The 13432-nt window shown below is 46.9% G+C and carries 14 protein-coding genes and 1 riboswitch; of the genes, 12 read left to right on the top strand and 2 right to left on the bottom strand.

Features of this window, described 5'->3' with window-relative positions; genetic code table 11:
* The first annotated feature begins 90 nt into the window (after positions 1-90).
* Both ASG02_RS13855 and ASG02_RS13850 read left to right on the top strand, forming a co-directional pair.
* Entirely contained in the window at positions 91-696 is a 606-nt protein-coding gene (locus ASG02_RS13855; protein ID WP_023466752.1) for a trimeric intracellular cation channel family protein, read from the top strand.
* Between the two features lie 2 nt (positions 697-698).
* Positions 699-1067: a DUF423 domain-containing protein gene (locus ASG02_RS13850; protein WP_056064438.1), complete on the top strand. Its 369-nt coding sequence runs from the start codon at positions 699-701 to the stop codon at positions 1065-1067.
* A gap of 96 nt (positions 1068-1163) precedes the next feature.
* Here ASG02_RS13850 and ASG02_RS15740 read toward each other — a convergent pair whose 3' ends face one another.
* Both ASG02_RS15740 and hemQ read right to left on the bottom strand, forming a co-directional pair.
* Entirely contained in the window at positions 1164-1313 is a 150-nt protein-coding gene (locus ASG02_RS15740; RefSeq protein ID WP_023466754.1) for a hypothetical protein, read from the bottom strand.
* Between the two features lie 92 nt (positions 1314-1405).
* Complete coding sequence (gene hemQ / locus ASG02_RS13845; RefSeq protein WP_056064435.1) at positions 1406-2182, bottom strand: hydrogen peroxide-dependent heme synthase; 777 nt, start codon at positions 2180-2182, stop codon at positions 1406-1408.
* Positions 2183-2527: 345 nt separating this feature from the next.
* On the opposite strand from hemQ, the gene pta reads away from it, so the two are divergent.
* From pta to ASG02_RS13795, 10 genes are all read left to right on the top strand, one after another.
* Entirely contained in the window at positions 2528-3514 is a 987-nt protein-coding gene (gene pta / locus ASG02_RS13840) for a phosphate acetyltransferase (RefSeq protein WP_056064431.1), read from the top strand.
* A gap of 70 nt (positions 3515-3584) precedes the next feature.
* Positions 3585-3684, top strand: a riboswitch (purine riboswitch).
* A 76-nt stretch (positions 3685-3760) separates the two neighbouring features.
* The gene (locus ASG02_RS13835) at positions 3761-4345 is read left to right on the top strand and encodes a xanthine phosphoribosyltransferase (RefSeq protein WP_056064428.1); all 585 of its coding nucleotides are present in this window, start codon (positions 3761-3763) and stop codon (positions 4343-4345) included.
* Entirely contained in the window at positions 4342-5643 is a 1302-nt protein-coding gene (locus ASG02_RS13830; protein WP_056064425.1) for a nucleobase:cation symporter-2 family protein, read from the top strand. The genes ASG02_RS13835 and ASG02_RS13830 overlap by 4 nt, the downstream gene beginning before the upstream one ends.
* A 220-nt stretch (positions 5644-5863) precedes the next feature.
* Complete coding sequence (locus ASG02_RS13825) at positions 5864-7240, top strand: amino acid permease (protein ID WP_056064422.1); 1377 nt, start codon at positions 5864-5866, stop codon at positions 7238-7240.
* Between the two features lie 120 nt (positions 7241-7360).
* Complete coding sequence (locus tag ASG02_RS13820) at positions 7361-7660, top strand: rhodanese-like domain-containing protein (protein WP_035411426.1); 300 nt, start codon at positions 7361-7363, stop codon at positions 7658-7660.
* 154 nt (positions 7661-7814) lie between these two features.
* Positions 7815-9794 carry a methyl-accepting chemotaxis protein gene (locus tag ASG02_RS13815; RefSeq protein ID WP_035411423.1) on the top strand — a complete coding sequence of 660 codons (1980 nt, stop codon included), beginning with the start codon at positions 7815-7817 and terminating at the stop codon, positions 9792-9794.
* Between the two features lie 170 nt (positions 9795-9964).
* The gene (locus ASG02_RS13810; RefSeq protein ID WP_056064419.1) at positions 9965-11152 is read left to right on the top strand and encodes a DUF2157 domain-containing protein; all 1188 of its coding nucleotides are present in this window, start codon (positions 9965-9967) and stop codon (positions 11150-11152) included.
* Entirely contained in the window at positions 11149-11592 is a 444-nt protein-coding gene (locus ASG02_RS13805) for a GDYXXLXY domain-containing protein (RefSeq protein ID WP_056064416.1), read from the top strand. The genes ASG02_RS13810 and ASG02_RS13805 overlap by 4 nt, the downstream gene beginning before the upstream one ends.
* Positions 11593-11965: 373 nt before the next feature.
* Entirely contained in the window at positions 11966-12823 is an 858-nt protein-coding gene (locus ASG02_RS13800) for an S-adenosyl-l-methionine hydroxide adenosyltransferase family protein (RefSeq protein ID WP_056064413.1), read from the top strand.
* Positions 12820-13371 carry an ECF-type riboflavin transporter substrate-binding protein gene (locus ASG02_RS13795; protein WP_056064409.1) on the top strand — a complete coding sequence of 184 codons (552 nt, stop codon included), beginning with the start codon at positions 12820-12822 and terminating at the stop codon, positions 13369-13371. The genes ASG02_RS13800 and ASG02_RS13795 overlap by 4 nt, the downstream gene beginning before the upstream one ends.
* Positions 13372-13432 lie beyond the last annotated feature (61 nt).

Below are 13432 nucleotides of genomic sequence, written 5' to 3'. Positions count from 1 at the left end.
AAACGGTGACAGAAAATTAATGCTTTACGGAAACTAAAAAGAGAGTATAGTAAGTATTGGAATTTCTTTGTAGAAAGGTGAAATGTGCGCATGTCCTGGGACTTATTGAATATCATCGGCACGGTCGCTTTTGCGATGAGTGGTGCGATCGTCGCGATGGAAGAAAAATATGATTTATTCGGCGTTTGGTTACTTGCTTTGATCACAGCATTTGGTGGTGGTGCCATTCGTAATCTATTGATTGGTGTACCAGTATCTGCTCTCTGGTCGCAAGGTGGTCTCTTTTTAGTCGCGATTCTCGTTGCGTTGTTGATTTTCATGTTACCTCAGTTATTCTTGCCGCACTGGACACGTTGGGGGGTCCTCGCGGATGCGCTCGGATTGTCTGCGTTTGCGATTCAGGGTGCCCTGATGGCGACAGCAAAAGGACTGCCATTGTCAGCAACAATTTCAGCGGCTGTACTGACCGGTGTTGGTGGTGGTGTGATTCGCGATTTACTCGCTGGTCGGAAACCACTCGTCTTGCATAAAGAGATCTATGCGATGTGGGCTGTCATGGCAGCACTCGTGATTGATCGCTTCCAATTGACGAATCCTCTACATTTGTTCACATTGCTCGGACTCATCACTGTTTTACGTATGCTATCGTATTATTATGAATGGAATTTACCAGCACGACGGTTAGGGGGAGAATAAGCATGAAAGTATTCATTATGATTGGCGCGATCTCGATGATGCTATCGGTCGCACTTGGTGCATTCGGTGCCCACGCCTTAAAAGATATGTTGACGGAACGGATGCTTGCGAACTGGCAGACAGGTGTCTTGTATCAGATGATGCACTCGCTCGGTATCCTAGCACTTGGAGGACTCTTATTAAAAGCATCGATTCCACAATGGTCGTTGGCTGCTTGGCTGATGCTCGCTGGAATCGTCTTCTTCTCCGGTAGTCTGTACGTCATGGCGTTGACGAATGTGACGAAACTGGGAGCTATCACACCGATCGGTGGCGTCTTATTCATCGCGGCCTGGATCTTTGTCGCGATTGGTGCCTACAAAGGATTATGAGGATTGACCGTTTTTCTTCCGTCATGGAGAAGAACGGTCTTTTTTATACGAAAAACGCACACTCGATATCGAGTGGGCGCAGGTATCAAAACGAATTCATCGTTTTGTCGTTTGTGTTTTGTTTAGCTTCGATAATGCTTGCTCATAGCGATCCAGTACACGATCTGCAACCGGTTTCAGCTCTTTTGAAAGCACAGCGAATTGCAATTCACGCGATCGTGTCGATCGGTTCATAGCATTCCCCATGGTAATTCCTCCTTACGTCATTCAACTTACTGTTTTATAGCCGCAAGGAGTATATTCCCATGAGATATTTCAATCAAACGTCATTCAACACATTAAAGTGCAAAATGAGTATCTAATCGTTCACTTTCGAGACGGTTGCCGATAAAGAATTCACCAAACTCACCGTACTTCGCGCTGACTTCATCAAAACGCATTTCATAAACGATTTTCTTGAACTGGAGAATGTCGTCTGAGAAGAGTGTGACGCCCCATTCCCAATCGTCGAATCCAGTTGATCCACCGATGATTTGCTGAATTTTCCCAGCATAACTCCGACCGATCATACCATGACGATACATGAGTTCTTTTCGTTTCTCCATCGAGAGCGTGTACCAGTTGTCGCCATCGCGACGTGACTTGCTCATTGGATAGAAGCAGATGTGCTTCGCTTGTGGCAGGATCGGATAGAGGCGGTCACGCACATATGGATTCTCGTATGGGTTTCCTTCGCCTGAACCACGGTACGTACCAAGTTCGACGACAGAGACATAAGAATATGTTGGAACCAAATAATCATAGAGATCGAGTTTCTGCATCTTGACTTCGACGTCTTGAATTTGTTCCATCGTAGGACGAAGAACCATCAAGACGAGATCTGCTTTTTGACCAATGATCGTATAAAGTGCGTGGCTTCCGTCTTTAGCTTCTTCCACCCCAGAAAGCTCTGCGAGGAAGGCTTGGAACTCTTCAATCATGCGCGCGCGCTCTGTCGCGTCGACTTGTTTTAAGCGTGACCAATCGATCCGGCGAAAATCATGTAATGTATACCAGCCGTCGAGTGTTTCAGCGGCTTGTTGCGTAGCAGTCGGTTCAGATGTTTGGTGTTGCATGGGATGACCTCCTGAGTCTGAAATAAATTGTCTTTTTCCATATCCTATCTTATCACATTCTATATAAAAGGCTTTGTCTTAAAAATTTTTGTCCACGAGATCGTAACACATGAAAAGAGCAGGGAGTGGGTAAAAGGAGAAAGGGACAATATTTTACTTAAAAAAGTCTCTGTACTATTCTTTAAAAGGACTGTAATAGTCAGGGAATATGGCTTCAGTGCTTTTGTTAGATAACTTTTTTGCAAATTGTTTTAACAACGATTGAGAACTGTGTATAATAAACGGTGGAAAAGAAAATGGATCAAATCGACGTCGTCGTGTTTACCTAAAAAAGGAGAGAAACTCATGCAATTATTCGATATGTTAGAACAAAAGATTAAAGCGCACCAACCGAAAATCGTCTTCCCAGAAGGAATTGACGCGCGTGTTCTCGGCGCAGCTGTCCGTTTGAAGAAAGACGGTCTTGTCACACCGGTCGTCATCGGACCGCGTGCACAAATTGAAGAAACAGCAACAGCGAACGGCATCGATGTAACTGGACTTGATACAATCGATCCTGCTTCTTACGCTGGCATTGATGAGCTCGTCGCATCTTTCGTTGAGCGTCGTAAAGGGAAAGCAACAGAAGAACAAGCACGTGCTGTCATCTTAAAAGACGTGAACACGTTTGGTACAATGCTCGTTCACACTGGACAAGCAGAAGGTCTTGTATCGGGTGCGATGCACGCGACAGGTGATACAGTTCGCCCGGCACTTCAAATCATCAAAATGCAAGAAGGCTATAAAAAAACATCTGGCGTCTTCATCATGGTTCGTGACGATGAGCAATACGTCTTCGCAGACTGCGCGATCAACATCGCACCGGATGCGAACGACCTAGCAGAGAACGCGATCGCATCTGCGAAAACAGCGAAAACATTCGGAATCGATCCGAAAGTCGCATTGCTCAGCTTCTCAACAAAAGGTTCAGCAAAATCACCAGAGACAGAGCGTGTCGTTGAAGCAACGCGTATCGCAAAAGAACGCGCACCAGAACTTGCGATCGATGGCGAACTTCAATTTGATGCTGCTTTCGTTCCAAGTGTCGCAAAATCAAAAGCACCAGAATCAGATGTCGCGGGTCAAGCGAACGTCTTCATCTTCCCAAGTCTTGAAGCTGGAAACATTGGCTACAAAATCGCACAACGTCTTGGTGGCTTCGAAGCAATCGGTCCGATCCTTCAAGGTTTGAACAAACCGGTCAACGATCTTTCACGCGGTTGCAACGAAGAAGATGTCTACAAACTCGCGATCATCACGGCGGCACAAGCGGTCGAAGAACGCCAAGCCTAAGCACAGTGTGAAAAAGTCTTTACTTTTTCGCTAAACCCCGTACAATGGTAAACATCACGAAAATCACGAAACGTAAACGTATAGCAACGCTCGTATAATAGTGGGAATTGGCCCACGAGTCTCTACCGGATCGCCGTAACGATCCGACTACGGGTGGTGAGTTACTGCTCTCTTTTTTGGCGTACAGTGGCTGCCCCCGGGTAGCGGCTGTACGTTTTTTCGTTTTTTAAAGAGGAGAATGCATGTATGAAACGTCTACACGACATGATTAATCAAGAGGGAATCGTCTTATCGGATCAAGTATTGAAAGTGGATGCTTTTTTAAATCATCAGGTTGATCCGACGTTGATGTGGGAAATCGCCTATGAGTTCATGGAACGCTTTCAAGATGCTGGTATCACGCGGATTTTGACAATCGAAGCGGGAGGTATTGCCCCGGCAATGATGACAGCACTTCGTCTTGGCGTGCCAATGGTCTATGCTCGTAAGACGAAATCGGTCACATTGAACGAAGGAACGATTTCAGCTGAAGTTTTCTCATTTACGAAACAACAGACGAATACAATCACGGTCGCAGAGAAATACCTGCAACCGGGTGAACGTGTTCTGATCATTGATGACTTCCTCGCAAACGGAGAAGCAGCATTTGGTCTCGCTCGTCTCGTTGAACAGTCAGGGGCAGAAGTCGCTGGATTTGGAATCGTCATTGAAAAGTCGTTCCAACCGGGACGTCAAAAACTGATCGAAGCTGGATTCCGTGTCGAGTCACTCGCGCGTGTTGAGTCATTGAAGGACGGAAAAGCGACATTCGTCGACTCGGTGACCGTATGAGACTATCAAACTTCAAAGCAGCCAGTCTCGGACTTCAGCATGTGCTTGCGATGTACACGGGAGCAGCTGTTGTTCCACTGATCGTCGGGAGTGCGATCGGATTGTCAGGAGAAGAACTTGCTTATTTAGTGGCGATTGATCTTTTCATGTGTGGCGTTGCGACCTTATTACAAGTACTCGTCACGAAATACACAGGTGTTGGTCTTCCAGTCGTACTTGGTTGTACCTTTACAGCAGTCGGTCCAATGATTGCGATTGGAAGTCTTCAAGGCATTACAGCGATTTACGGTGCTTTGATTGCCAGTGGGCTGATCATTCTCGTCATTTCAGGTTGGTTTAGTAAGATCGCGGTCCTGTTCCCACCGGTTGTCCTTGGTTCCGTCGTGACGATCATCGGGATTTCCTTGATTCCGGCTGCGATCAACGATATCGGAGGCGGACAGGGAGCGAAAGACTTTGGTGACTTACGTTACCTCGGACTCGCCGGATTAACGATCGTCTTGATTTTAATCTTGAATCGCTACGGTACGGTCTTCTCAAAAGCGGCAGCTGTCTTAATTGCTGTGATGATCAGTACACTCGTTGCATTTGGCATGGGAATGATCGACTTCAGTCCGGTGGCAGAAGCATCATGGTTCCAAATGGTGACACCATTTTACTTCGGTGTACCGACATTCAATGCAACTGCCATCTTGACAATGACGCTCGTTGGTCTCGTCTCGATGGTTGAATCGACAGGTGTGTTCTTGACACTTGGTGAAATCACGGACCGTCGTTTGACGGATAAGGATCTAGCGCGTGGTTACCGAGCAGAGGGTGTCGCGACGATCGTTGGTGGTATCTTCAATAGTTTCCCTTACACGACCTATAGCCAAAACGTCGGTCTAGTTCAGTTGACTGGCGTAAAGACACGCAAAGTCATTTTATTTGCGGGTGGATTTTTGATCTTGCTCGGTTTCTTACCAAAAGTAGCGACGTTTACGACATTGATTCCAAAACCTGTTCTTGGTGGAGCGATGTTGATCATGTTCGGAACGGTCGCGGCAAGCGGGATCCGTATCCTATCACGGGTCGATTTTTCGAAGAACGAGCACGTCATCACGGTGGCACTCGCGCTCGGAATTGGTCTAGGAATTAGCATGAATCCTGAAATCGTAGCAGGTCTCCCATCACAAATTCGCGTTTTGACGGATAGCCCGATCGTCGCTGGTTCACTAACAGCATTGCTATTGAACGGGATCTTCCGATTGACCGGGAAGTCCGAAACAGCAGATGTGCCACTTGCTAAAGTTGAATAACGATTGTAACTTTCCGAAAGGAGCTATCCTGTATACTACATAGTAACAGGTAGTTCCTTTTTTATACTGCTAACGTAATCAGAATATTCCGAGTATGTGGATTTAGTGAAAAATATACATTGAAAACGTTTACAAAATCGACACATCTTCTTTATACTGACAACGTAGCGGTACGGGGAACTGCTAAGAAACAAACAGAGACTGGAAGGACGTCGTAAAAATGAAACAACAGACAGAGTTGAATCGGGGACTGGAAGAACGTCACATTACACTCATGTCGCTGGGGGCGGCAATCGGTGTTGGACTCTTCCTCGGATCAGCGAAAGCGATCCAATTGGCAGGTCCAGGGATCTTACTTGGTTATCTTATCGGTGGTGTCATCATTTTCATTATCATGCGAGCACTTGGGGAGCTTGCAGTGCGGGAGCCGATCGCTGGTAGTTTTGCGGAGTATGCCCGAAAGTATGTCAGTCCATTAGCTGGTTTTTTAACGGGTTGGAATTATTGGTTACTCTGGATTTTTACGTGTATGGCGGAAATCACAGCAGTCGGTATTTACATGAAAGTATGGTTCCCAGATTCCCAGGGGTGGGTATGGGCACTAGCAGCACTTGTCTTGATGACAAGCATCAACTTCATTGCTGTTAAATTTTATGGTGAATTCGAATTTTGGTTTGCGTTGATTAAAATCGTCGCGATCGTCGCCATGATCATCTTAGGAACTTTGACGATCGTCATTGGTCTTGGAAACGGCGGCACACCGGTTGGGATTTCGAACCTTTGGTCACATGGTGGATTCCTGCCGAACGGATTCGGTGGAGTACTCCTTGCCATGCAGATGGTCATGTTTGCCTTCTTAGGAATTGAAGTGATTGGGGTCACAGCAGGGGAAGCGAAGAACCCGAAAAAAACGATTCGAAAAGCTGTTAACAACGTCTTCCTTCGAATCTTAGTATTCTACATCGGGGCGCTCTTCGTCATTTTATCGATTTATCCATGGGATCAAGTCGGTGCGAACAACAGCAGTCCGTTCGTATTATTATTTGATTCACTTGGTATTCCGGCAGCAGCCGGCATCATTAACTTCGTTGTCTTAACGGCAGCACTCTCGTCATGTAACTCGGGTATCTTCTCTACAGCCCGGATGATGATGAACTTATCCGAGAACAGTGAAGCACCACGTCGTTTCTCGAAAATCTCAAAAAACGGTGTTCCAGCACTTGCAACGATCTTGTCAGGTGTTGCCTTACTCGTTGGTGTCGCTTTGAACTATTTCTTACCGGAAGACGTCTTTGCGATCGTTACGAGTATTGCGACGTTTGGCGCCGTCTGGACGTGGGCAATGATTCTAATCGCTCAGATGCGAGCACGGAAAGTACACGGTTCAGCAGAATTTGGTGTTCCGTTCTTCCCGATTGCGAACTATATCGCCCTCGCGGCGCTTGCCGGTGTCATCGTCTTGATGGCATTTGACGCAAGTACACGGATCGCTCTGGTCGTTGGACCACTGTGGTATGCGATTCTGATTGCTGTCTATTATGCACGGGGAATGCATAAGGAGACACGTCAGTCGACGCGTCAGGCATCAGGAGAATAAGGAAACGAGCGGATCCGGAAACGGATCCGCTTTTTTGACGCTTCGTATCAAACCGTTTCGTTTTGTTTTAATGATAGATTTGCTACACTTACGACAGAACCATACAGGAGGTCATACGAAATGAAAACGATTCATGTAGATGAGTTACAAGAACGATTAGAGGCAGGTGAGGCGTTGCATGTCGTCGACGTCCGTGAGCAGGATGAATACGATGCAGGACATATTCCGAACGTCCGCCTCCTTCCGATGTCTGAGATCGGCGAACGCTATACGGAATTGCAAGAAGGCGAAACCTACTACTTGATCTGTAAAGCGGGTGCGCGGAGCGAAAACGTCGGTCGTTTCCTCGAGCAATATGGATACGACATCGTCAACGTCGAAGGCGGTATGATGAACTGGAAGGGCGATCAAGAAGCATAAGGGTAAGCGTTACTAAGGAAGACGACTCGAACTGAGTCGTCTTTTTTCATGTGAACTAGTACACGTTTATCGATTTTTCTATGAACATTTTTCGTTATTCTTCCGATAGAGAAGGTAGAATAGCGAGTCCTTGCACTCGAGAATGGAGTGACACATGGAACAAAAGATCAAACGAACAATGAGCATCAAACAAAAATTAATCGTGACATCGATTCTACTTTTGATGATTCCTGCATTAGTAATCGGCTTTGTCGCATATGACCTCGCGAAACAAAAGATGACGGAACAGATTCTTCAATCTGCTCATAGTGGAGTCGACCGGATGAATGATGAGATTCAAAACATCATTGATCCGATGCGGCGCGATGTCGCCTTTTTTGCGGACCGAATTGACGGAACGCTCTATCAAAAAGGAAAACAAAATGCTGCGTTAAAGGAAAAAATGACTGAATATCTCGATATGCATCCGCAGGCGGCGAACATCTATTTCGCGACGACGGACGGGGATATGAATATTTTCCCGGAACAGGTCATGCCAGATGATTATGATCCACGGGAACGCTCGTGGTATCAATCGGCAGAAGCAGCAGGTGGTAAGGTCGTCATCACGGATCCGTACGTCGATGCTGCCTCGAACAAGATGATGGTCACGCTCTCGCAGACGACTGGTAACGGAAAAGGTGTCGTGGCGATTGATGTCGATGTCGACCGGATCGCGGAAATCGCGAAAAAGATCAAAATCGGAAAAGAAGGATACGTAATGATTCTTGATTCTACGAAAAAAATCGTTACGCATCCGACATTAAAACCAGGTGAGAAAGCGACAGGCAAATGGGTGTCATCACTTTACGCTAACCCAGCAGGGCAGTTTGGCTATGAGTTTGAAAACAAAGGCAAACAGATGGACTTCATGACGAACGACCTGACGAAGTGGAAGGTTGCCGGAACACTGTACGATCATGAAATCACGGATGCGACATCGAGTATTCTTTGGACGACGCTTGTTGTCATCGGCGGGATGTTGCTCGTCGCAGCCATCTTCATCTACTTCATTCTTCGCTCGATTCTTCGCCCACTCGGTCATTTAACACGTGGAGCAGAACGGATTCAATCTGGTGATTTGACGGAGCCCGTCATCGTTGAATCAAATGATGAGGTCGGTCAAGTCGCCCAAAGCTTTAACGTCATGGTTGACTCACTTCGTTCGATCATCATTAATCTCGATCAGTCGATTACACAAGTAGCTGGCTCTTCTCAGGAATTGATGGCGAACTCTGCCCAAACGACTTCCGCTTCTGAGCAAATCGCGGGATCGATTCAACAGGTCGCAGCAGGGGCGGATCAATCGAAACGTCAACTCGATGCGAATGCTGTTTCGCTCCAATCGATTACAGCAGGCATCATGCGAATCGCTGAGAGCTCAACCGATGTCTCGGAATTGTCACGTTCAACGGCAACAGAAGCCGAGAATGGAACAGTTGCTGTGCTGAAGAACGTTGAGCAGATGAAAGAAATCGATGCCTCCGTTCAAAACTTCGGTGGTGTCATCAGCTCACTCGCCCATCGTTCGAATGAAATCGGAAAAATCGTCGATGTCATCAACGGTATCGCTGAGCAAACCAATTTGTTAGCACTGAACGCAGCAATCGAAGCAGCACGCGCAGGCGAAAATGGAAAAGGATTCGCTGTCGTTGCGAGTGAAGTGCGTAAACTAGCAGAGCAATCACAGGATTCAACGAAACAGATTGCACAGCTGATTCAAAACATTAAACAGGAGACGGATCAGTCGGTCACGATGATGAAGGAAGTCTCAGGACAGACGAAAGCCGGTTTGTCGACGACAGAAGCATCAGCAGAGCGTTTCCAAAAGATTCTCGAACGAACGCAGGAAATGACGCCACGGATCGAAGACGTGACGGCGACGGTCGAAGAAATTGCAGCGAACGTCCAAGAAGTATCTGCGTCAGCGACGGAAATCGCACATATCGCGCAAGAGAATTCGTCCGCTTCGAAACAAGTCGCAGCGACGACGGAAGAACAGTTGAGTGCGATGGAAGAGATTTCGCAATCCGCCAAAGTATTATCCGATATGGCGGAAGAACTACAGGTACTCGTTGCCCGTTTCCGTGTTTAAATGATCAAATCAAAAAAAGGCAAGGAAGCCCGTCTTCCTTGACTTTTTTTGTCTGTCAACATTCGGTGACAAACGGAACAAATAGCTTATAATCCCTGTGAATCTGGGCTTGAGACAGTGTTAAATCGGGAATTTAATTAGTATCTAACACTTCGAAGGAGGTGGGTACGGTGAAGCAGTTTCGTAAAATAAGAGAGTGGCAAGATGCAGGTCTTTTGGATGAAGCAACTGTTGAACGAATTCTGAACTATGAAAATCAACGTTCAACAAAACAACGTCTGCCTTTGTTATTAATCATTGGAGGTACCTTCGTCGTATTGGCTGTATTCAGCTTTTTGGCTGCTAATTGGCAAGCGATGCCAGTCGGCTGGAAAATCGGACTCGTCGTAGTACTCATGTGGAGCTGTTACATCGTGGCAGATCTTTCGGAACGTCGTCATATTCTTCATCCGATTGTCTTTCGAATCGGTGGAATCCTAGCATTTGGTGCCTCAATTCTCGTCGTGGTTCAAAGTTTTCATTTGCCGATGGAAGGATCATTACTCGGTTGGTGTGTGTTTGTCGCCGCGTTAGTACATTATGTACTTTGGCGTCATGAGGCATACGGTGTCGTCGCCTTTCTTTCCGGATGGACGATCTTCACGAGTCTTGGGGGATTTGGTCAGGAGCAGGCGAGTTATCTTGACTGGACGTCCTTTAGTCTTATGATTATACTTTCGTTCAGCTGGTTTTACTTCAGTCAACAGCTGCCGTCGCTTTTATTTAGCTGGCTGTTTCTTTTTTTCAGCGGTCTATCCTTGTTTCTCCTCGTATCATATGACGGATTCCTGTGGCCGATTTGGACGCTATTTTTGCTTGTTCCAGTTCTCTGGCTTGTTCGTGAGGAATCCAATCGCCGTATCGTCGAGATGGTCTATCTGGTCGTCGCTGCTATCAGTTCGATCATCTATTTATCCGTTCGTGCGGAATCAAACGTCGTATTACCCTCCGTGACAGAAGCGGTACTGTTAGCTATCGTCTCCACCGGTCTAGGAATCTTTCTCTATCAAAAATGTCGTGGATTGTTGTTCATCGTACCGCTTGGATTCGTCGGAGTACTCTGGATTGATGAACAGGCAATTCTACTTGCCATTCTCTTTGAATTATCCGCGCTACTGTATCTGTTATATCAAGAACGCCGTCATGCAGTCGTCTGGCCAGCCTTTCTCTATTTCATTCTCGTTCAAATTGCGATATATGTCATATATGCATGGGATCGTTTAAACATGTCCTTATTTTTCCTCATTGGTGCGCTACTCATCTTCTTATTGTCCGGTGTCTTATGGTGGTTACGCCGTAAAGGAGGTGTGACGTCATGAAGCGTTATCTGATACCAATATTGCAGACATGCGCCGTCGGTCTGTTGATCGTCAGCTTTTTTGCGACCTCCTGGTTCGGGACATCGTACCGTTTTCGGGCAGAACCGTTTGATCCGTTTGATCCCGTTTACGGCGAATACGTGATGCTTCAGTACCCAGATTTAAAACCTGGTCCGAGGATTCAAAACGGACGTGTCTATGTCAGCTTCAAAACAAATGCTTCCGGTTATGCTCAAATCGATCGGATTTCGAATGAACGATTCTTCGGAAGTGTCGCCGGCGATTATTACGATCAATATGTATCGATTCCGCAGTTGACGCAGTATTATGTCGAACAGGGAAGCGGAAAACAATACGAAAAAGCAAAAGCACTGGAAGTCCGAGCGGATGTGTCACCATGGGGAACGATCCGGACGACGAATTTAAAGATTTCTGAGTAAAAAACCTTGCGCCAGGAATAAAACGGTTGTACTATTAATTTAAATTTTCAGACAACTGAATCTGCATGTGTAGATGGGAAGAGTAAAGTGATTGGAAATCGATAGAGAGTCTCTGTTGCTGGAAATGAGACGATTTCGATACTTGAAGATGGTCCCGGAGCAGTCGGAAGAACGTGAACCGTGTTCATCAGTAGAACCGACCGGTAGGAAGGATACCGTTAGCATTCCATGGAGTCTCGTACTCCTAGAGGTGGCTGAGCGTGAGTTGAGTCATGAACGAAGGTGGTACCACGTGATCAGACATCACGTCCTGAGAAATAAGGGCGTGGTGTCTTTTTTTGTGGAGACGTTCCCGCAGGAGGAGGATGACGAGATGGCAGAAGCATTGGTATTGCAATCAGACTTTGGTGTGAGTGACGGGGCGGTCAGTGCGATGTATGGGGTTGCCCATAGCATCAATCCGGAGATTCGGATTTTTGATTTAACGCATGACATTCCGCCATTCCACATTTGGGAAGCGTCCTATCGGTTACTACAGACGGTGCCGTACTGGACGGAGCAAACGGTGTTCGTTTCTGTCGTCGATCCGGGTGTCGGGTCGAGGCGAAAGAGTGTCGTCGCGCGAACACGGACCAATCAATACATCATTACACCGGATAATGGGACGTTGACGCATCTTTGGCAAGCCGGATACATTGCGGAAGTGAGACAACTCGATGATCGACGGCATCGTCTGCCTCGGATGGGTGAATCGTATACGTTTCACGGACGAGATATCTTTGCCTTCACGGGTGCGCGATTATCGAGTCACGTCATCACGTTCGAAGAGGTGGGACCGCTTTTACCTACTGAAGAACTCGTCTTACTCGACCGGACATTTGCTTCATCGTCGGACAACGGTGTTACCGGTATCGTCGAGATTCTCGATGTTCGCTTCGGAAACGTCTGGACGAACATCCCGGTCACGCTCGTCCGCCAGGTGGGTCTTGATATCGGCAACCACGTCAAGGTAAGGGTTTCGTACCGAGACCGGATCGTCTACGAACAAACACTGCTCTTCGGTCATTCGTTCGCCGATGTGCCGGTCGGTTCAGGAGTCGTCTACATCAATTCGCTGGATCAGATTGCTCTTGCCTTGAATCAAGGTTCGTTTGCACATGCATTTGAAGTTGGAATCGGAAATGATTGGAGTGTTAGCGTACAACACATTAAAGGAGGAGATCGAACATGAAAGGATTTACGACAAAACAAATCGTCGCAACTGGGATCGGAGCAGCTGTATTCATCATTTTAAGTCGATTCGCTGCGATTCCGACAGGCGTACCGAACACGTCAATCGAGACAGCCTATGCATTTCTCGCATTCATGGCGGTCTTGTTCGGACCGGTTACAGCCGGCTTGATCGGTCTGATCGGTCATGGCTTAAAAGATGCGATTTTATACGGTTCCCCGTGGTGGAGTTGGGTCATCGTCTCCGGGTTCGTCGGGTTTGGTATCGGATTGATTGCTAACCGAATTCGTTTAGAAGAAGGCGGATTGACGACTCGTAAAATCGTTTTATTCAACGCCACACAAGCCATCGTGCAAGCGATTGGTTGGATCATCATCGCACCTGTACTCGATATTTTAATTTACACGGAGCCGGCGAATAAAGTCTTCGTTCAAGGTGCGGTCGCTGCGACATCAAACATCTTGACAGTCGGTGTCATCGGAACGTTATTACTCGTCACGTATGCCAAAACAAGAAGTAAAGCAGGCAGCTTGAAACGCGAAGTTTGACCGAATGAGCTATGATCCTGTGCGAAGAAACGGCAGGGACATAGCTCATTTAGCTTGGGGG

The sequence above is a fragment of the Exiguobacterium sp. Leaf196 genome (assembly GCF_001423965.1).
GTDB lineage: Bacteria > Bacillota > Bacilli > Exiguobacteriales > Exiguobacteriaceae > Exiguobacterium_A.
The sequence above is the reverse complement of the archived record's forward strand: the minus strand, read 5'-3'. Positions and strand labels throughout refer to the sequence as shown.